Source organism: Cobetia sp. UCD-24C (genome assembly GCF_001306765.1).
Classification (GTDB): Bacteria; Pseudomonadota; Gammaproteobacteria; order Pseudomonadales; family Halomonadaceae; genus Cobetia; species Cobetia amphilecti.
Map to the genome: position 1 here is coordinate 70754 of NZ_LJTD01000003.1, position 21001 is coordinate 91754.

The 21001-nt window shown below is 62.0% G+C and carries 13 protein-coding genes and 4 tRNA genes; 4 read left to right on the forward strand and 13 right to left on the reverse strand.

Annotated features, from left to right (window positions below; genetic code table 11):
- Positions 1–136 precede the first annotated feature (136 nt).
- From AOG28_RS04520 to AOG28_RS04565, 10 genes are all read right to left on the reverse strand, one after another.
- Positions 137–1951 carry a SurA N-terminal domain-containing protein gene (locus AOG28_RS04520; protein ID WP_054555492.1) on the reverse strand — a complete coding sequence of 605 codons (1815 nt, stop codon included), beginning with the start codon at positions 1949–1951 and terminating at the stop codon, positions 137–139.
- Between the two features lie 277 nt (positions 1952–2228).
- A complete protein-coding gene (locus AOG28_RS04525; protein ID WP_043331296.1) occupies positions 2229–2501 on the reverse strand; it encodes an HU family DNA-binding protein in 273 nt (90 codons plus the stop codon).
- A 177-nt stretch (positions 2502–2678) separates the two neighbouring features.
- Positions 2679–5087 carry an endopeptidase La gene (lon, locus tag AOG28_RS04530; protein WP_054555493.1) on the reverse strand — a complete coding sequence of 803 codons (2409 nt, stop codon included), beginning with the start codon at positions 5085–5087 and terminating at the stop codon, positions 2679–2681.
- Between the two features lie 232 nt (positions 5088–5319).
- Positions 5320–6609 carry an ATP-dependent Clp protease ATP-binding subunit ClpX gene (gene clpX / locus AOG28_RS04535; protein WP_043331299.1) on the reverse strand — a complete coding sequence of 430 codons (1290 nt, stop codon included), beginning with the start codon at positions 6607–6609 and terminating at the stop codon, positions 5320–5322.
- A gap of 84 nt (positions 6610–6693) precedes the next feature.
- Positions 6694–7314: an ATP-dependent Clp endopeptidase proteolytic subunit ClpP gene (gene clpP, locus AOG28_RS04540; protein WP_043331300.1), complete on the reverse strand. Its 621-nt coding sequence runs from the start codon at positions 7312–7314 to the stop codon at positions 6694–6696.
- 122 nt (positions 7315–7436) lie between these two features.
- Positions 7437–8789 (reverse strand): trigger factor, encoded by a 1353-nt coding sequence (tig, locus tag AOG28_RS04545; RefSeq protein WP_043331301.1) that lies wholly within the window; start codon positions 8787–8789, stop codon positions 7437–7439.
- 315 nt (positions 8790–9104) lie between these two features.
- Positions 9105–9179: transfer RNA gene (locus tag AOG28_RS04550), tRNA-His, on the reverse strand.
- A 68-nt stretch (positions 9180–9247) separates the two neighbouring features.
- Positions 9248–9322: transfer RNA gene (locus AOG28_RS04555), tRNA-His, on the reverse strand.
- Positions 9323–9415: 93 nt separating this feature from the next.
- Positions 9416–9492: transfer RNA gene (locus AOG28_RS04560), tRNA-Arg, on the reverse strand.
- A gap of 86 nt (positions 9493–9578) precedes the next feature.
- Positions 9579–9655 (reverse strand) — tRNA-Pro (locus AOG28_RS04565).
- Positions 9656–10259: 604 nt separating this feature from the next.
- Here AOG28_RS04565 and folD point away from each other — a divergent pair.
- Both folD and mtnN read left to right on the forward strand, forming a co-directional pair.
- A complete protein-coding gene (folD, locus tag AOG28_RS04570; RefSeq protein ID WP_054555494.1) occupies positions 10260–11129 on the forward strand; it encodes a bifunctional methylenetetrahydrofolate dehydrogenase/methenyltetrahydrofolate cyclohydrolase FolD in 870 nt (289 codons plus the stop codon).
- Between the two features lie 85 nt (positions 11130–11214).
- Complete coding sequence (gene mtnN, locus AOG28_RS04575) at positions 11215–11925, forward strand: 5'-methylthioadenosine/S-adenosylhomocysteine nucleosidase (RefSeq protein ID WP_054555495.1); 711 nt, start codon at positions 11215–11217, stop codon at positions 11923–11925.
- A 122-nt stretch (positions 11926–12047) separates the two neighbouring features.
- Here the strand turns inward: mtnN and cysS are convergent, their stop codons facing one another.
- A complete protein-coding gene (gene cysS / locus AOG28_RS04580; protein ID WP_054555709.1) occupies positions 12048–13430 on the reverse strand; it encodes a cysteine--tRNA ligase in 1383 nt (460 codons plus the stop codon).
- A gap of 202 nt (positions 13431–13632) precedes the next feature.
- Entirely contained in the window at positions 13633–15312 is a 1680-nt protein-coding gene (locus AOG28_RS04585) for a glutamine--tRNA ligase/YqeY domain fusion protein (protein WP_054555496.1), read from the reverse strand.
- 238 nt (positions 15313–15550) lie between these two features.
- On the opposite strand from AOG28_RS04585, the gene AOG28_RS04590 reads away from it, so the two are divergent.
- Both AOG28_RS04590 and AOG28_RS04595 read left to right on the forward strand, forming a co-directional pair.
- The gene (locus tag AOG28_RS04590; protein WP_043331309.1) at positions 15551–16045 is read left to right on the forward strand and encodes a peptidylprolyl isomerase; all 495 of its coding nucleotides are present in this window, start codon (positions 15551–15553) and stop codon (positions 16043–16045) included.
- Positions 16046–16197: 152 nt separating this feature from the next.
- Positions 16198–16971 carry a UDP-2,3-diacylglucosamine diphosphatase gene (locus AOG28_RS04595; protein WP_054555497.1) on the forward strand — a complete coding sequence of 258 codons (774 nt, stop codon included), beginning with the start codon at positions 16198–16200 and terminating at the stop codon, positions 16969–16971.
- 101 nt (positions 16972–17072) lie between these two features.
- On the opposite strand, the gene AOG28_RS04600 is transcribed toward AOG28_RS04595, so the two are convergent.
- The gene (locus AOG28_RS04600) at positions 17073–20987 is read right to left on the reverse strand and encodes an AAA family ATPase (protein ID WP_043331312.1); all 3915 of its coding nucleotides are present in this window, start codon (positions 20985–20987) and stop codon (positions 17073–17075) included.
- Positions 20988–21001: the final 14 nt, after the last annotated feature.

The following is a 21001-nucleotide window of genomic DNA, read 5'->3' on the forward strand; positions in this document are numbered from 1 at the left end:
GGCTTGACCCAAAGGCCTGAACCCAAAGGCCTGAACCCAATGGCTTGAACCAAAAAAAGACCGCCACCCCAAGGGGTGACGGTCTCATTGGCAGGGAAAGCTGCCCACGCCAGTAGCCTGGCTCATTTGCGCTCGATCAGTTGCGCTCGATCTCGGCACGCTCACGCAGAGATTCCTGCAGACCCGTGACAGCAGCCTGAGCACGCAGACGCGTGGCCAGACGCGAGAGGAACTGGTCCATCTCGCCTGGCTCGGCCTCGCCGATCTCGGCAAGAGCGATCAGCGCGATGCCACCACTGAGCGACGCCTTGCCGTAGACCGGCTGGCCATCCTGCGGGTGCGCCAGCGTGAAGGCCTGCTTGACCAGACTCTGCGGCAGCTGGGTGCTGGCCTGACGGCTGACGTCATCAGCCTGCTGCCAGTCGAGCCCCTCGAGTGATCCACCCTGGCGCAGCGTCTCCAGACGCTTCTCGGCCAGTGCTTCGAGTGCCTTGGCAGTCTTGTCGGCCTTGGCTTCGCGCTGAACCTGCTGCTTGACCTCATTCAGCGCCAGCGTGGTGGCCGGACGCTGCTCGAGAACGCGCAGTACCAGACGACGGCTGTCATCCAGTTCGATGACGTCACTGTTGTAGCCCTCTTTCAGCACTTCGTCACCGAAGGCTGCCGCCATCACACCCGGCTCGGACAGCAGTTCGTCATCATTTTCCTGCGCGACCCAGTCGGTCTTCTTCAGGGGCAGGTCCAGATCCTCGGCGACGCTGGCCAGATCATCCGCCGCGAAGCTCTCATCTTTCAGCTGCTGCGCCTTCTCGTTGAAGGTATCGCGGGAAGCGGTCTGACGGGCTTGCGTCAGCAGCTCGTCGCGCATGTCCTCGAAGGGCGCGATGTCCAGACCGGTCACCTTGATCAGGTGCAGGCTGTCGCCGGTATCGACGATATCCGAGACCTGACCTTCATCCAGCGCGAAGGCCGCGTCATCGAAGTCTTCACCGAAGATACCGCGGGTGATCACGCCAAGCTCACCGCCGTCCTCAGCCGTGGAGCTGTCTTCGGAGACCTCGGCCGCCACCTTGGCGAAGTCTTCGCCGTTGGCGAGTGCGTCACGTGCGCCCTCGAGCTTGGCTCGTGCCGCCGCATCATCGTCACCCTTCTCGACCATGATGTGCGCGATTTCCCGCGGCGCATCGGCACGCTTGGCCGCATATTCGGCCTTCAGCGTGTCTTCGCTGATATCGCCACCGCTGGCCAGCTCGTTCTGGTCCAGCAGCACGTAGGCCAGCTTGACCTGTGCCGGGCGGCGGTAGTTGTCCTGGTGGCTGTCATACCAGGCCTTGAGTTCGTCTTCGCTGACCGTCACCGGCGCATCGAGGTCCGCACTGCTCAGCGTGGCATAGCGGAAGGTGCGCGTCTGACGCTGCAGCTGGCTGAGCTTCTCTTCTTCGCCCGGCAGCACGAAGGCACTGGCGGCGAAGCCGTCGGTCAACTGCTGGCGCAGGGTGTCGCTGCTCAGCTGCTGGCGGAAGGAGGTGGGAGAATAGCCGGCGCTGGCCAGACGATTGCGGAACAGGTCGGCATCGAAGCGTCCCTTGTCGTCCTGGAAGTCCGGAATGCTCACGATCAGTTGATCGAGCTGCGCATCGGACATGTGCAGGCCGCCTTCCTCGGCGTATTGATCCAGCAGGCGGGAATCGATCATCTGGTTGATGATCTGATTGCGTGCTTCGCGCTCCTGTTCCGGCGCTACCTGGCCAGAACGAATGGCACGCTGGACTTCGGTTTCCACCGCCTGACGGCTGATGGTATCGCCATTGACCGTGGCCACGTCGTCACTGCTGGCAGTGAAGGCGCCAATGATCGACTCAACACCAAAGAAGGCAAAGGTGACGACAATGAAACCAACGATCGTCTTGGCCACCCAGCCATGCGACCGGTCTCGAATTCGTTGCAGCATGCAGGCCTCGAACTACAGGGATTGGAATGGCCACAAGGGCCGCGACTCAGTGACTGATGATTATACGCATGCCGCAGACAGATGCAGGTGACTTTGCACGACTGACTGACTCGCCAGGGTCATCGAACGCTTGCGCCCTGCCGACATGGCCAGGTTCAGCCACAAAAAAAGCGCATCGCCAGGCGATGCGCTTCGATGTTCTGGTGCCGGTTCGGCAGTCATCAGACCACTCCCGAACCGGTACCGCGCCACCGGGTGCCTGCGAAGCAGGCAGACCTCAGTTGACGGCGTCTTTCAGTGCCTTGCCAGCCTTGAAGCTCGGCACCTTGGCAGCACTGATCTCGATCGGAGCGCCAGTCTGCGGGTTACGGCCAGTACGTGCAGCACGTTCCTTGACAATAAAGGTGCCGAACCCGACCAGTGCCACGGTCTCACCCTTCTTCAGGCTATCAGTGACGGTGTCGACCATCGCATCGAGTGCACGGCTAGCTGCTGCTTTCGGAATATCGGCAGATGCAGCAATGGCTTCGATCAGCTCGGATTTATTCACTCTTCACCCCTTGAATTTGCAAAAATTACCAGAAATCAGCGCGAAAATTACGGGTGCTAAACGCGATCGCGACGAAGCGGAGTTTATAGCAACGCCCTCAAACGACTGTCAAGCAACCTCACGCGCAAAACCGCACCACGCCGCCGTTTCGACAGCGGCATGGCCAAAAAAATCCCGTCAATGTGTACTAATCATTGTCTGACGACCACTGGCATCGTCTGAACGAGAATCGTCCTTCTCAGCAGTAGACTTTTCTGCTAGAGCCACCTCAAGCACTTCGTCGATCCAGCGCACCGGCCGAATATCGAGTGCATCCTTGATGGTGTCCGGAACCTCCTTGAGGTCACGGCGATTTTCCTCGGGAATCAGCACAAGCTTTATACCACCGCGTCGCGCCGCCAGCAATTTCTCCTTGAGGCCACCGATCGGCATGACTTCGCCGCGCAGGTTGACCTCACCGGTCATTGCCACGTCACAGCGCACGGGGCGTCCACAGTAAGCGGATACCATCGCGGTGACCATGGCAGCGCCCGCACTGGGGCCGTCCTTGGGCGTGGCGCCTTCCGGCACGTGAATGTGCAGGTCTTCCTTCTCGAAGCGCTCAGCCTCGATACCGAAGGCCTCGGCACGCGCACGTACCACGGTGTGGGCCGCACTCACCGATTCCTTCATGACGTCGCCCAGTGACCCGGTCTTGCTGACACGGCCCTTGCCCGGCGTGACGACAGACTCGATGGTCAGCAGCTCACCGCCGACGGAGGTCCAGGCCAGGCCAGTGACACGGCCGATCTGGTCCTCGGCATCGGCAAGGCCGAAGCTGTACTTGCGGACACCCGCGTAGCGTTCAACCTGCTCGGCCTCAAGGTGCATGGAAGACATTGCACCCTCCTTTGCCTCGGCGACCACACGCTCACGCACGATCTTGCGGCAGACCTTGGCGAGCTGGCGCTCAAGTTCACGTACACCGGCTTCACGCGAGTAGTAACGGATCAGCTCGAGCACGGAGGCTTCGCTGAAGGTCAGCTCGCCCGGCTTCAGACCATTGGCCTTGAGCTGCTTGGGCGCCAGGTAGCGCATCGCGATGGCCAGCTTCTCGTCTTCGGTGTAACCCGGCAGACGGATGATTTCCATGCGGTCGCGCAGCGGGCCCGGAATGTTCATCGAGTTGGACGTACAGATGAACAGGGTCTCGGACAGATCGTAATCAAGCTCGAGGTAGTGATCGGCGAACTTGTCGTTCTGCTCCGGGTCAAGCACCTCAAGCAGCGCCGAGGCCGGATCACCGCGGTGGTCCATGCCCAGCTTGTCGATCTCGTCGAGCAGCACCAGCGGATTCTTCACGCCCGTCTTGGCCATGCGCTGGATGATCTTGCCCGGCAGTGCCCCGATATAGGTGCGGCGGTGACCGCGGATCTCGGACTCATCGCGCACGCCGCCCAGCGCCATACGGGTGTACTGACGGTTGGTGGCACGTGCGATGGACTTGCCCAGCGAGGTCTTGCCGACACCCGGCGGACCGACCAGACACAGCACCGGCCCCTTGAGCTTCTTGACGCGCTTCTGCACGGCGAGATACTCGAGGATGCGTTCCTTGACCTCATCCAGACCGTAGTGGTCCTCGTCCAGCACCTTGGCGGCGTGGTCGATGTCGTGACGCACACGCGTGCGCTTCTTCCACGGCACGTCGCACAGCCAGTCCAGATAGGTGCGCACCACGGTCGCCTCGGCGGAAGTCGGCCCCATCATCTTGAGCTTGTTGAGCTCCTGAGTGGCCTTCTCCTCTGCCTCCTTCGGCATGCCGGCGTCCTTGATGCGACGCTCGTACTGCTCGACCTCGTTGGGCACGTCATCCAGCTCACCCATTTCCTTCTGGATGGCCTTCATCTGCTCATTGAGGTAGTACTCGCGCTGCGACTTCTCCATCTGCTCCTTGACGCGGGTACGAATGCGCTTCTCGACCTGCAACAGGTCGATCTCCGCTTCGATCAGCGTCATCAGGTGCTCGATGCGGTCACGCACCTTGTCCATCTCGAGCAGCGCCTGCTTGTCATTGATGCCCAGCGACAGATGCGCGCTGATGGTGTCCACCAGACGGCTTGGGTCTTCAATGCCCTGCAGGCTGCCCAGCACTTCGTTGGGCACCTTCTTGGAGAGCTTCACATACTGCTCGAACTGGTTGAGCAGCACGCGCACCAGGGTTTCCTGCTCCCGCTCGGATAGCGGCTGGCTGTCACGCAGGGCGACGTCGGCGATGCTGTGGCCGTCGTCGTGCAGGCGAATCGCCTGGATATCGGCGCGCGAACTGCCCTCGATCAGCACCTTGACGGTGCCATCAGGGAGTTTGAGCAGCTGCATGATGTCGGCAACGGTGCCGATGGCGAACAGGTCTTCCGCCGTCGGGTCGTCCTGGCTGGCTTCACGCTGCGCCGCAAGCAGGATCTTCTTGTCGCCTTCCATGGCCACTTCGAGGGCCTGGATCGACTTTTCCCGGCCGACGAACAGCGGAATCACCATCTGGGGATAGACCACCACATCCCGCAGCGGCAGCAGCGGAAGTGTCAGGGTCTGATCTTCGTTCTGCTCCATGGCAGACGTTCCTCGGTATTCTGTGGGTGGGCCGCCTCACACGGCACTTTGATACTGAGACCATGGGGGCAAGGTCATGATTTTGCAATGATCCCGACACGCCTGGCGGTAACTCAACACTGAATGAAGCCGTGCGTGACCCGCGAATGCATCACAGTAAGGATGGCTTGCGAGCGCAAACGCAACGGGGGGCCTTGCGGCCCCCCGTTGGTGCGACTCAGGCCCGGACGTTTCAGCCGTCCTTGCCGGCCACCTTGCCCTGACTCTCTTCGTTCTTGGAGTAGATCAGCAGCGGCTTGCTGTCGCCGGCAATCACCGACTCATCCACCACCACCTTGCTGACACTTTCCTCGGACGGGATGTCATACATGGTGTCGAGCAGCACGGACTCGAGGATCGAGCGCAGACCACGTGCGCCGGTACGACGCTCGATGGCCTTGCGAGCCACGGCACGCAGCGCATCTTCGCGCAGGTCCAGCTCGACATCTTCCATCTCGAACAGGCGCGAGTACTGCTTGACCAGCGAGTTCTTCGGCTCGGTCAGAATCTGCACCAGGGCATCTTCGTCCAGCTCGGTCAGCGTCGCGATGACCGGCAGGCGGCCAACGAACTCGGGGATGAGACCGAACTTGACCAGATCACCCGGCTCGACGTCTGCCAGCACGCGACCCACGGTCTTCTCGTCCTGCTTGCTCTTGACCTCGGCATTGAAGCCGATGCCGCCCTTCTCGGCGCGTTCACGGATCACCTTGTCCAGGCCAGCGAAAGCACCGCCGACGATGAACAGGATATTGCCGGTATTCACCTGCAGGAATTCCTGCTGAGGGTGCTTGCGACCGCCCTGCGGCGGCACCGAGGCAGTGGTGCCCTCGATCAGCTTGAGCAGTGCCTGCTGCACGCCTTCACCCGAGACATCACGCGTGATGGAGGGGTTGTCGGACTTGCGCGAGATCTTGTCGATCTCATCGATGTAGACAATGCCACGTTCGGCCTTCTCGACATCGTAATCGCATTTCTGCAGCAGCTTCTGGATGATGTTCTCGACGTCCTCACCGACATAGCCCGCTTCGGTCAGGGTGGTCGCATCCGCGATGGTGAACGGGACGTTCAACAGGCGCGCCAGCGTCTCGGCCAGCAGCGTCTTGCCGCTACCGGTCGGGCCGATGAGCAGGATGTTGGACTTGCCCAGTTCCACTTCATCCGCGGCCTTCTGACCGGCACGCAGACGCTTGTAGTGGTTGTACACCGCCACGGACAGCACACGCTTGGCGCGGTCCTGGCCGATCACGTAATCGTCGAGAGTGGAACGAATCTCACGCGGCGCCGGCAGGCGATCATCATCACCTTCGGCGTCGGCTTCGAGGACCTCTTCGCGAATGATGTCATTGCACAGATCGACACATTCGTCGCAGATGTAGACGGAAGGTCCCGCGATCAGCTTGCGCACTTCATTCTGGTTCTTGCCACAGAAGGAGCAGTACAGCAGTTTGCCGTTCTCGTCCTTGCCTTTGCCGTCAGCCATTCGCGTACCTCTCAATGGCGGCGACTCCCCGGGGAGCCGCCGGAAATGCATGTTTGCCGACGTCAGGTCAGCCGTTTACGCGGATCACTCCACGTCGGGACGGCGTTCCAGCACGGCATCGATCAGGCCGTACTCCACTGCCTGATTGGCCGCCATGAAGTTGTCACGGTCGGTATCATTGGCAATGGTGTCGAAGTCCTGGCCAGTGTGGTGCGCGAGAATGCGATTGAGCTTCTCACGGATGGTCAGGATTTCCTTGGTGTGAATCTCGATATCCGTGGCCTGACCCTGATAGCCGCCCAGCGGCTGGTGGATCATGACGCGGGAATTCGGCAGCGCGTAGCGCTTGCCGGCGGCACCGCCTGCCAGCAGCAAGGCACCCATGCTGGCTGCCTGGCCGATGCACACGGTGGACACGTCGGGCTTGATGAACTGCATGGTGTCGTAGATCGCCATCCCTGCAGTCACGGAGCCGCCCGGCGAGTTGATGTACAGATGGATGTCCTTGTCCGGGTTTTCAGACTCGAGGAACAACAGCTGAGCCACGACCAGATTGGCCATGTAATCCTCAACCGGACCCACAAGGAAGATCACCCGTTCCTTCAGCAGGCGGGAATAGATGTCATAGGCCCGTTCGCCGCGAGCATTCTGCTCGACAACCATCGGAACCAGACCGCCAGCATTCTTGATGTCGAAGTCGTTCATGGGGGCTTCCTTCATCCGATGACATTGATATCCATTGAGCATGCCACTTTACCCCGCCCACTGACCAGAGACCCGGCCGTAGCCGGGTCCTGGTCTAGCAAGCACTAGGGGTCAACCAAGCTTCAGGCTTGCTCGCCTTCGGCTTCAGCAGCCTCTTCTTCTGCTTCTTCCTGCTGCTGTGCAGCCTGCAGGGCTTCCTGGTAGGACATGGCAACGTCCTTAACCTGAGCCTGTGCCAGCAGCTTGTCAACGGCCTTCTCTTCAAGCAGCACGGACTTGAGCTGGTTGCGAGCCTGTTCGTTGGAACCATAGTACTCGGTGACCTGAGCCGGGTCCTGGTACTGCTGAGCCATTTCTTCAACGCGAGCATTCAGCTCTTCGTCGCTGACGTCCATCTCGTTGCTGCTGACGACTTCGCTGAGCAGCAGGCCAGTCTTGACGCGCTGGACCGCCTGGTCCTGGAACAGCTCGCCCGGCAGCTGGGAGACGTCGAAGTCTTCGCCCAGACCGAACTGCTGTGCAGCCTGACGCTTCAGACCGTCGATTTCCTGGTCGGCCAGAGCCTGCGGCACGAGGATGTCGTTGGCCTTGGTCAGTTCGGCCAGCACCTGCTGCTTGACGCGATTCTCGATCGCGTTCTTCAGCTCACGCTGCATGTTCTTCTTCACTTCCACCTTGAAGCTTTCGACATCGGCAGCTTCCAGGCCGAACTGGGCGATGAACTCTTCGTTCACTTCCGGCAGTTCCTGAGCCTTGACGGCGTGGACCTTGACCTTGAAGGTCGCTTCCTGACCGGCGAGGTGCTCGGCCTGGTAGTCAGCCGGGAAGGAAACCTTGATTTCCTTGTCGTCGCCGGCAGCAGCGCCGACCAGCTGCTCTTCGAAGCCCGGGATGAAGCTGTTGGAGCCCAGCACCAGCTCGTGACCTTCTGCCTTGCCGCCTTCGAAGGCCTCTTCACCGAGGAAGCCTTCAAAGTCGATCTTGACCTGGTCGCCGTCAGCGGCAGCGCGCTCAACGTCAGTCCAGGAGGCGTTCTGCTTGCGCAGGGTCTCGATCATCTCTTCGACGTCGGCGTCGGTCACTTCAGCCTGCGGACGCTCGATTTCAGCGCCTTCGATCGGCTTCAGTTCGATTTCCGGGTAGATTTCCAGAGTCGCGACGAACTCCAGATCCTTGCCGGCTTCATCGACGGTCGCGTCGATCTTCGGCCAGCCAGCCGGGTTCAGTTCGTTTTCGGTGACGGCGGTCACGTAATGCTGGCGCATGATCTCGCCAACGATTTCGTTGCGCACGTCCTTGCCGTAACGCTGTTGCACCACTGCCATCGGCACGTGGCCCTTGCGGAAGCCGTTCAGACGAACGGTCTTGGCGGTTTCCAGAAGACGGGCGTTGACGGCCTGGTCGACTTCAGAAGCCGGCACCGTGATGGTGACCGTGCGCTCGATCGGAGAAGTCGTTGCGACAGAAGCTTGCATGAAAGTTCCTCTACCCACTGGTGGCGTTCGAATCATAAAGGCGAAGATTGTAGAAACCCCGCCACGCGCTGGCAAGCGCGGATATGACCCTTTCATATGGTGCCTTGGTCCAAGTTATTCAAGGACCCCGGCCATTTTCTGCTCCACCTACCCGCCAGACAGGCACCTGGAGCGCCCGGCAACCCGGAATCGTCATGCATGGAGCAGTGCGAAAAAACCAAAAAAAAGGAGGAGAAAGCCATTGGCCTTCTCCCCCTTTTGCGGCATGCCGCCCGCCCAAGTGGGCCAGGCAGCATCCTGATATTCATCGAGACGTGGGGTGGATGATGGGGTTCGAACCCACGACCACCGGAGTCACAATCCGGGGCTCTACCACTGAGCTACACCCACCACTTCTGGAGGTTGGACAGAAAGCCTGCCGTCTCCATCTCGTTGATACTGCTCAAGCTGACATGCAATGGGGTGGATGATGGGGTTCGAACCCACGACCACCGGAGTCACAATCCGGGGCTCTACCACTGAGCTACACCCACCACTGCATGAACATCTTCACATCGTCTGGTCGCAGTCATCAGGCTCAATGAAGAGCATTCCGACATCCACTTCGATGACAAACGTCATCTCGATGGCACGCCCAGCAGGACTCGAACCTGCAACCTACGGCTTAGAAGGCCGTTGCTCTATCCGGTTGAGCTATAGGCGCAGAAACTAATGCTGCGAGTCAACCTCCGGACAAAGCCCTGAATACTGTTTCAGAAGACCGAAGCCTTGCGATACGTTGTATTCAAGTGGTCGGGATAGAGGGATTCGAACCCCCGACATCCTGCTCCCAAAGCAGGCGCGCTACCAGACTGCGCTATATCCCGAAACCGTCTTCAACCGACCGTCGAACCCCGTCGATGCGAGGCGTATTCTACCGAACTTTCGTCTGCGGTCAAGCCCTTACGTGAATTCTTTCCAAAAGAATCGTTTGCCCCTCGCACTGTCATGCCAATGTCATGTCGCGGACTTTCATCCCTGCAGCCTCCAACATCTCTCCTTGCTGATACAAGGCGCCACGCCTTTCATCGCTTCTGCCACTGACGCAGTGATGACTTGCGACGACTGAGCGCCGCCGGTGGACTGACTATCGTCTTCACGCTTTCTGCCTCTATGCCATCCGCCCTCTCCCATCTACCCCACCCTTCTCCTTACCCCGCTCTCTGCTTCACCCTTTGTCTCTCCCTTTGCTTCTACCTCTGCTGCGCCTCTACAGAGGGAGCGTCAAGGCGACAACCGCATGGCATGACCCCACTCTCGCCTGCCTCCTGGCGCCGTCTTCTGCACTGTCGGGCGCCTGCGAAAGACCTGACAGCCATGACAGCTTTCGACCAAGGTCGTCATTCGGCGTTGACTGGAGGGCAAGGCATGCGAAAATTGGCCATCGTTGTCCCTCCTGCATTTATCGCCCACGAGAAGGAATGATCGCTGATGTCAGCACAACTGATAGATGGCAAGGCCATCGCCGAACGCGTACGCCAACAGGTAGGCCGTCAGGTCGATGCGCGTCGTGATGCCGGTGAACGTATTCCGGGGCTTGCCGTCGTGCTGGTCGGTGAAGACGCGGCGTCCGAGGTCTATGTCCGCAACAAGCACCTCGCCTGCGAGAAGGCTGGCATTCTCTCCACCCAGCACCGCTTGTCCGCTGACACCACTCAGCAGGAACTGGAAGCCCTGGTCGACCAGCTGAATGACGACACCAGCATCGACGGCATCCTGGTGCAGCTGCCGCTGCCGGCGCATCTCGATTCACGCCCGATTCTCGAGCGCATCCGTACCGACAAGGACGTGGACGGCTTCCACCCCTACAACCTCGGTCGTCTGGCGCAGCGCCTGCCGGTAATGCGCCCCTGCACCCCCAAGGGCATCATGACGCTGCTGTCCGAGAGCGGCCTGCAGGTGCGCGGCATGGACGCCACCATCGTGGGCGCCTCCAACATCGTCGGTCGCCCGATGTCACTGGAGCTGATGCTGGCCGGCTGCACCACCACCGTCTGCCACCGCTTCACCAAGGACCTGGAGAGCAAGGTCCGCCAGGCAGACCTCGTCGTGGTCGGCGTCGGCAAGCCGGGCCTGGTCAAGGGTGAGTGGATCAAGGAAGGCGCCATCGTCATCGATGTGGGCATCAACCGCCTCGACAACGGCTCGCTGGTCGGTGACGTGGAGTTCGCCCCGGCAGCGGAGCGCGCAGGCTGGATCACGCCGGTACCGGGCGGCGTCGGCCCGATGACCGTTGCCTCGCTGCTGGAGAACACCCTGTTCGCCGCCGAGCTGCACGATGCCCAGCTGGCCGGCAAGTAAGCACGCACCCTCTCGCTGACACCTCCCCTGGCCGCGGGGCATCGCATGACAGGATGCCCCGCAGGCCCTGCTTCAGGATTTCACCATGCCCCTCAAGACACTTGGCATCATCGGCGCCATGGCCGAGGAAGTCGCCATCCTCGCCGAGCTGCTGGAAGACAGCACCACGACTCAACATGCCGGCTCCACCTTCCACGTCGGCCAGCTGCACGGCCTCAAGATCGTGCTGCTGCAGTCCGGCATCGGCAAGGTCAATGCCGCCGTGGGCGCCTGCCAGCTGATCGAACGCTACCAGCCGGACGCCATCATCAACACCGGTTCCGCTGGGGGCTTCGCGTCTGATCTGGAGATCGGCGACGTGGTCATCTCCAGCGAAGTGCGTCACCACGACGTCGATGCCGTGGTGTTCGGCTACGAATACGGTCAGGTGCCGCAGATGCCGGCCGCCTACCCGTCAGACCCGGCACTGGTGAAGATCGCGCGTGAGTGCGTCGAAGCCCAGGGCGAGATCAAGGCGCGTGAAGGCCTGATCTGCACCGGCGACATCTTCATGGCAGACCCGGAACTGGTCGCGCTGACTCGCTCGCGCTTCCCGGACATGCTGGCCGCCGAGATGGAAGCCGCCGCCATCGCCCAGACCTGCTTCGTCTATGAGATGCCGTTCGTGGTCATCCGTGCGCTGTCTGACATCGCCGGCAAGGACAACAACAGCCAATCCTTCGAGGAATTCCTGCACGTCGCCGCACGTCAGTCCTCGCGCATGGTCGAGGCCATGGTCAAGCGCCTCGCCAGCTGATCAGCCGCTGCCTGAGAGCGACCCCGCCCGCCCGACTGACCAAAAAAACCGCCGCCCCTCTCGGGACGGCGGTTTTTTTCGCGGTGACATTTTCGCGGCGACAATGCGTCATGCCAACGGCATCAGCCTTCCAGCACCCAGGTCGTCCCCTCGCGGGAATCCTTGAGGATGATGCCCTGAGCGGCCAGCTCGTCACGGATACGGTCAGCACCCGCGAAATCCTTGGCCTTCTTGGCGGCAGCACGCGCCTCGATCTGCGCCTGGATCTCGTCTTCCGACAACGCCAATGCGGCAGTATCGCCCTTGAGGAAGACCGCCGGGTCCTGGCCGAACAGCCCCAGCAGACCGCCCAGCGCGGTCAGTTCGAAGGCCAGCGCCGGCACCTGCTGCGGCGCCTCCTTCTTGGCACGGTTCAGCTCGCGAGCCAGCTCGAACAGCACCGACAGCGCACCGGCCGTATTGAAGTCGTCATCCATGGCAGCCACGAAGCGTGCCCGCCAGTCGCCTGACACCTCGCCCTGTTCGGGCGTGACGTTCTCCAGCGCATTGTAGAAGCGCTCCAGCGAACGACGCGCTTCATCCAGCGAGTTGGCCTCGTAACTGATCGCGCTGCGGTAGTGGCTGGCCACCAGCAGGTAACGCACCACTTCCGGGTTGTGCTGCTCCAGCACATCACGAATCGTGAAGAAGTTGCCCAGCGACTTGGACATCTTGTCCTGCCCGACACGAACCGCGCCGGCGTGCATCCACACGTTGGCATACTGCTGGCCAGTGGCGGCTTCGGACTGGGCGATCTCGTTCTCGTGGTGCGGGAAGGTCAGGTCCGGCCCGCCGCCGTGGATATCGAAGGTGTTGCCCAGGCAGCAGGTCGACATCGCGGAGCACTCGATATGCCAGCCCGGACGGCCCGCGCCCCAGGGAGACGGCCAGCTGGCCTCGCCCGGCTTGGCGGCCTTCCACAGCACGAAATCGAGCGGGTCTTCCTTGGCCTCTTCCACTTCCACGCGCGCGCCGGACTGCATGTCATCGAGCTGACGGTTGTTGAGCTTGCCGTAGCCCTCGAAACGACGCACACGGTAGTAGACATCACCGTTGCTGGCCGCGTAGGCAAAGCCCTTGTCGATCAGCGTCTCGGTCATCGCGATGATATCGCCGATGTGCGCGGTCGCCCGTGGCTCGCGATCAGGACGCAGGATCCCCAGGCGCCCCTCGTCTTCATGCATCGCCTGGATCATGCGCTCGGTCAGCGCCTCGAAGGCCTCGCCATTCTCGTCGGCACGCTTGAGGATCTTGTCGTCGATATCAGTGATGTTGCGCACATAGGTGACGTCATAGCCACGCGCACGCAGGTAACGCGTGATGATGTCGAAGGCCACCATCACACGCGCATGACCGATGTGACAGAGGTCATAGACCGTCACGCCACAGACGTACATGCGCACCTTGTTGCCTTCCAATGGCACGAAGGGTGCCTTGGTCCGGCTCAGGGTACTGTAGATGGACAGTGTGCTCGCGGCATCTTCGAGTGAAATCATTCAGTCATCGCCCTTGGCTACTTTGCTGACAGTGCGCTGTCAGCCTTGCGAAATGGAGCGGCCCGCAGACCGGTCATGCAGCTTCGTCATCGAAGGTACAGGATCAGCCTGCGGGCCGTGAAGCGGGTCAAAAGTCATGCCAGCAGACCTCCCGCAGGAGGCCTGGCTGCCATCAACCCTTCTTCTGGGCCTTGGCCCAACCGTCCTTCAGGCTGACGGTACGGTTGAAGACCAGCGCGCCATCGACGCAGTCATGACGGTCGGCGACGAAGTAGCCGATACGCTCGAACTGGTAACGCGTTTCCGGCGCGGCATTGCGCAGGCTCGGCTCACCGAAGCCCTTGACGATGCTCAGCGAGTTCGGATTGAGATGCTCAAGGAAGTCGACATCCTTGTCACGGTCCGGCTCGGCTTCCAGGAACAGGTTCTCGTACTGACGCACCTCGACCGGCACCGCGTGCTCGGCGCTGACCCAGTGGATGACACCCTTGACCTTGCGGCCTTCCGGGTTCTTGCCGAGGGTATCGAGGTCGACACTGCAACGCAGCTCGAGGATCTCGCCGGCCTCATCCTTGATCACTTCATCACAGCGGATGACGTAACCGTTACGCAGACGCACTTCCTTCTCGGGCGCGAGACGGAAGAACTTCTTCGGCGCATCTTCCATGAAGTCATCGGCGTCGATCCACAGCTCACGGGTCAGCGGAATCTGGCGCGTGCCCATGTCGTCACGTGCCGGATGACCGGGCACCTCGAAGACTTCCTCGTGACCTTCCGGCAGGTTGGTCAGCACCACCTTGAGCGGATTGAGCACGCACATGGCCCGCAGCGCGTTGTCTTCCAGGTCGGAACGGATGGCGTGGTGCAGCATGCCGATCTCGACCATGCCGCCATCCGCGCGGCTCACGCCGATCATGTCGCAGAACTTGCGAATGGAAGCGGCCGTGTAGCCACGACGACGCATGCCCGAGATGGTCGGCATGCGCGGGTCATCCCAGCCATCGACGACGCCTTCGTCCACCAGCAGCTTCAGCTTGCGCTTGGAAGTGACGGTGTAATCCAGGTTCAGACGCGCGAACTCGATCTGACGCGGCGTGACCGGTACCGGCAGGTTGGCGAGGAACCACTCATACAGCGGGCGATGGTCCTCGAATTCCAGCGTACAGATGGAATGCGTCACGCCTTCCAGCGCATCGGACTGACCATGCGTGAAATCGTAGGACGGGTAGATCTTCCACTTGTCGCCGGTCTGGTGATGGCTGGCATGACGGATACGATAGAGGATCGGATCACGCAGATTGATGTTGGGCGCCGCCATGTCGATGCGGGCACGCAGCACCTTCTCGCTCTCGCCGAATTCGCCCTTCTTCATGCGCTCGAGCAGATCGAGGTTTTCCTCGGGGCTACGCTCACGGTAAGGGCTCGGGCGACCCGGCTCCTTCAGCGTGCCACGATATTCACGAATCTCGTCCGGCGACAGGTCATCGACATAGGCCTTGCCTTCACGCACCAGGTGCTGGGCCCAGGCATAGAGCTGGTCGAAATAATCGGAAGCGAAGCGCACCTTGCCGGCCCACTCGAAGCCCAACCATTCGACGTCTTCCTTGATGGCGTCGATATAGGCCTGCTCTTCCTTGGCCGGGTTGGTGTCATCGAAGCGCAGGTGACAATCGCCACCGAGCTGCTGTGCCAGACCGAAGTTCAGACAGATCGACTTGGCGTGCCCGATATGCAGGAAGCCATTGGGCTCCGGCGGGAAACGCGTGACAACCTTATCGGCACGGCCGGCCTCGAGTTCTTCGCGGATCTGGTTAAGCACGAAGTTCGGGGCGCTCTGGGTCTCGGTACTCATGAAGTTTCGCTGCACCTCTGTGTGGTTCCTGGGCGTCGTATTGCGGGTCGTCATGTGGTTGAACGAACGTGCGCAAGGACAACAAGACGGATGATCGGGGCTGCATCCACGCGCCTGCCGCCCGCTCAGGCTTTCGTGTCTGGATGCAAAGCCGCTATTATAGCGCGACGCCCGCAGGCGATGCCATGAAGCCGCGCCTGCCTGACACTTGAGCAAGACAGATGACCGGGAAGCCCGAATGATCGTTCTTCACACCAACTACGGCGATATCACCCTCGAACTCAACCACGAGAAGGCCCCGAAGACCGCGGCCAACTTCGAGCAGTACGTGCGTGAAGGCCACTACAGCAATGTCCTTTTCCACCGCGTCATTCCGGGTTTCATGGTTCAGGGCGGTGGCTTTGACACCGACTTCAACCAGAAGCCGACCAATGGCGTGATCGAGAACGAAGCCGACAACGGCCTCAAGAACGACCGCGGCACCGTGGCCATGGCTCGCACCATGGACCCGCACTCCGCCAGCGCCCAGTTCTTCATCAACGTCAATGACAACGACTTCCTGAACTTCACCAGCAAGACCAGCCAGGGCTGGGGTTACTGCGTGTTCGGCAAGGTCGTCGAAGGCATGGACGTGGTCGAGAAGATCGAAGCGGTCAAGACCACCCGTCGCGACGGCCACGCCGACGTGCCGGCAGAAGACGTGATCATCACCAGCGCTGAAATCACCGAATAAGCGATTTCGCCTGATCACGCCGCAAGGCGTGCCTGCCGCCCGGCCTTGCCTCGTGATCGCGAGTGCCAGGCTGGGCGGTTTGCGTTATGAACTCCCACGGCAGTGCGCCCTTGCGATGCCCTGCTGACCGCCCACCTTCGCGGACCCCGACCATGAACACGACTGCCACCACCCTCTTCATCTCCGACCTGCACCTGCAACCCGACACGCCCGAGATCGCCCAGGGCTTCCTCGACTATCTGGCACGCCTGGCTACCTGCCAGCCTGCCGTCGAGCGTCTGTTCCTGCTGGGTGACATCTTCGAGGTCTGGGTCGGCGACGACTATCGCAACGACTTCACCGACAGCATGAGCGCTGCGCTCAAGCGCATCGCCGAGCGCGGCACCGCGATCTTCTTCATGCACGGCAATCGCGACTTCCTGGTCGGCGAGACCTTCGCGGCCGAGGCCGGCGTGACGCTGCTGCCCGATCCGAGCGTGATCGAGCTGGACGGCGAGCGCGTTCTGCTGATGCACGGCGACAGCATGTGTACCCGCGACGAGGCCTACATGAAGTTCCGCGCCATGACCCGCGACCCTCAGTGGCAGGCACAGATTCTGGCCATGCCGCTTGAGCAGCGTCTGGCGCTGGCCCAGTCACTGCGCATGCAGTCCGGCGAGACCAACAGCGAGAAGGACGAGGCGATCATGGACGTCACGCCCGAGGAAGTGGTGCGCGAGATGCGTGAGCATGACGTGCGCACGCTGATCCATGGCCATACGCATCGCCCGGCGGTGCATGAACTCGAGATCGATGGCGAGCCGGCGCGCCGTATCGTGCTCGGCGACTGGCGCCCGACTCAGGCCTTCGACATCATCGCCCGTGGCCAGGGGCCGGAGCTGCGTGAATTTGCGCTGCCGCTGGTCGATGCGATCACTCACGGCTGATCGCTTGCACACACCAAAAAGCCCCGCTGCCGATCACGGCAGCGGGGCTTTTTTCTTACGCTCTCACAGTATCAGGCGCTTCGCTGCGCCAGACGCTTCGCTCAGGCCGGTGACGATGCCTTGCGGCGCGCACGCCCCTCGGCAATCTCCACCAGCTGATGCCAGCCCAGCACCGCGGGGGCATCGGCGCTCGGCAGCTCTTCCAGCAACACCTTCAGACGCTGACACCGCTCGGCATCATGGGCATCGACCAGACGCAGCCAGGTGGCAAGTCCCATGGCTTCATGGTGGGTGTTTTCCTGCTCGATGGAGTAGGACAGCCCCTGCTCGATCAGGGAGCGCACCTTCTCCAGCGGCAGCCCCTGAGCACTGCGCAGGCTCGCGACCAGATAGCTGACTTCTGACAGGTAGAAGGAATTGCGCTCCTGGGCGACCAGCAGCACCTTCTCCATGTATTCCTCGGCGGCAGCGTGCTCGCCCAGTGCCATCACGGCGTCCATGTACCACAGGTTGGGACGCTGATGACGCTCGCGTCCGGTCAGCTCCGCGAACTCGTTCATGCTCGACTGCAGCATGGACAGGCCATCGCGGTCGCCGTTCATCGCTCGCGCCCAGCCCAGCACACCATGCGCGGCCATGTGCCACAGGTGAAGGTCCGCTGAACGCGTCACTTCCAGGGCCCGCTCGGCGCGCTGGGTCGCCAGATGGGTGTGGCCCAGCTGACGATACAGGGAGGTGGAGAACATCAGCGCCATCGCCAGCGAACCGGGCTGACCGATCTGCTCGGCCATGCGAATCGCCGCCTCGGCCTGCTGCTCGGCCTTCACGTAGTCGCAGCGCAGGCACGATGTCCAGCTCTGCAGACAGGAGGCCGCCACCTGCGGGTGATCGCTGAACGGCAGCCATTCGAGCACCATCGGATGGTTGACCGGATCGATCTCATCCAGGTGCTCGCCCGCCACACGTACGCGGCCGGCCCAGAACTCGCAGTGGGCACGCGCATAATCGGCCAGGCGACGATAGCGATCATCGGAAAGCTCTTCCGCCAGCTCGCTGAGGCCCGAGGCCAGCGCGAAGGCATCGGCGTGGGCATGACGCTCGCTGCAACCGACCCACAGGCCCCATTTGACGATGAAGGCCTGCTCGAGGTCCGGCTCGTCGTCCTCGACCAGCGCCGGGCTGCTGAGCAGGTTGCGTGCCTGCACGAAGCTCTCGTGGGCGATGCGTGAGCCATGCCCTTCCAGCGCGAAGCCGGACTGGCCACGTACCGTCAGCAGGCTGACTTCGCGCTCTTCCTGGCCATCGACATGCTTGAGGCAGGCCAGGCCGTTGTCCGCCATCTTGAGCGCGGTGCGGTTGGCGCTGATCTTGAGCGCCTCGCGCGCCGACAGCTCGAAGTAACGCGCGGCACGGCTGAAGTTCTGCGACTTGCGCAGGTGAACGGCGAAGTAGCCGGGGTGACGACTGATCCAGGCGGGATACTTGTCCTCGATCAGCGCGACCACCTGATGGTGAATCCGGCGCCGCACATCCCGCGGACACGACAGGTAGGCCGCTTCCTGGATCAGCTGATGGGTAAACTGGTAGTCGAATTCACTGTCGCTGCTGCAGGCCTCGATGATCTCCAGGCGCTGCATGTTCTCGATGGCGCGCTTGAGGCGGCCCTCCTCGAACTCACAGCTCTGGCGCACGAAGCTCAGCTTGAAGACACGCCCCAACACCGCGGCGGCGTGGGCGACATCGCGCCCTTCTTCCAGCTGATCGATACGACTGGAGAGCAGACCGATCAGGCCCTTGGGCAATTCGTCGAGCTGCACCGGACGCCCTTCGCGGCGGTCCATGTCGAGACGCCGGCAGATTTCCTGCAGGTAGAGCGGCACGCCATCGCAGCGCTCGATGAGCTGACTGCGCATGCGCGGACTCAGATGCAGGCGATAACGACGCGAGAGATGCGACAGCAGGCGCGAGACCTGCATCGGGTCGAGGCGACCCAGCGCGATGTGCTGGTCCCAGTTGAGCTTGACCGCCAGGCTGTCGCGACCGTTGTGGCTCGCGGCCAGCATGAAGCCGATGTTGATCGGCAGACGCGCCTGCAGGCCAGCCAGCACCTTGAGCGACGGCTCGTCGAGCCACTGCAGGTCATCGATCATCATCACCAGCGGACGCAGGCTGGCTGACTTCTCGATCACCAGATGCAGTACGCGCACGACGCGTTCGACCGTCTCGCTGGACTGGATCAGCACTTCATCTTCGGCAGTATCTTCCGCCGTGCCGAGAACCGCGTGGAAGGAGCGACGCACTTCCTCGCTGATGCCCTGCAACGCCTCGGAAGACTCGAACAGCTGCTCGACGCTTTCGCGATCGATATTGCCGTCCAGACGCCAGCGAATCAGCGCCGTGACGACACTGTAGGGCTCCAGCTGCGAGAGACGCGTGGTCGGCATCCAGCACAGCCCGACATCCTGGCTCTGCTCCAGCTGACGGAAATTGACCATCAGGGCCGACTTGCCCATGCCGGAGTTGCCACTGACCAGCACGCTCTGGCGCAGGCCGATGCTGGCGCGGGCCAGCGCATCGCGCAGACGACGCAGCTCGCCCTCGCGACCGATCAAGGTCGGCAGCGAGGATTCGCGGGTGGCGACACTGCTGCCCAGCACCAGCGCACGCAGACGCACGCGACCGTCAGCGGCCAACAGGCGCGAGGTCAAGCGGGGCTGCAGGTCCAGTGCCGGCGGCATGTGCTGACTGGCTTCCTGGGAGATCACCAGCTCGCTGCCTTCGGCGGCGGTCATCAACTCGAGGGAATATTGCGTGACCTGACCCAGCGGGTCGGCCAGCTGACGCTCCGGCAGGTAGATGACCTGACCGGAGTGCAGACCCGCCGACAGCGAGAAGGCCGGCGGCTTGCCTTCACCGTCCCACAGCTTGGCGATCTCATCGGGGATCGCCTTGCTGCAGTGCTCATAAAGTGCGACCAGCTCGGCGAGCTGATGCGCCGGGCCGTGGGTGCCGAAGCATGCCAGGCCCACGCCACCCGTAGCGCCCGGTAGCCAGAAGCCGCCCAGGTGATGACACTGCTGCTCCAGCCAGCGCAACAGTTCGATCTGCAGCGTCAGACAGGCACGCGCCCAGACGCGGTCACGATGACTGTCCTTGACGCTCAGGCGAATGGCCATGACCGACAGCTGACGGTGATCGATTTCCTCTTCGCGCAGCGGCGCGCTGTCCAGCGACAGGGTCCGTGAGATGGCGCCCTGCGGCGTCATGGCACTCATGGTCTCGCTCTTGCCATCGGACCAGTAGCGCGCCAGCTGCAGGAAGCCGGGGTCCGGCTGCTGACCGGAGAGCGCCAGCTGCTGCAGGAAGGCATTGAACTGCTCATGGGCCGCGGCCGACTGGCCGCCTTCGGCCAGCTGACGCACGAGACGCTCATGGAAGGGGCCGTAACCGGAGAAGCGGCTGACCAGCGTGCGCAGCACGTCATCGGGCAGCGGCTCGTCAGTGGCCAGCACCCGCTCGGCGAACTGGATGACGCGCTGACGCCACTCGCCACGCACCTTGATCATCCAGCGTTGGAAGTCAGGGCACTGGGTCAAGGAAAGCTCCTCGACCAGGTCGCCACGATACAGGGTGAGGATCTCCCCCAGGGTGGCGACGGAGGGCGGTGCCAGCAGCAGGCCGTTGAGCTCGTCGAGGTCAAGCTCCCAGTGCTCCGGCAGCGAGAGCGCGATGGTCTGGCGCGACACCGTCAACAGGTTGTCGGCCTCTTCGCCGAGACTCTGACGCAGACAGTGCAAGGCGTGGCGAAGGTTGGTCCGTCCGGAGGACAGCCCCTGATCCGGCCAGAGCAACTCCGCCAACCCGGCACGGGAGACGGCCTGATCATGCAGCAGCAGATGCAGAAGTAGCGCCTTGACCTTGTCGTAGCTGAACTGAGTCAGCGTGTCATCACCCAACGTCAGCTGGAAATGTCCCAGCAGTGCCAGTTGAGCTTGACCAGATGTTTCCTGCGTCATGTGTCATCCATTTC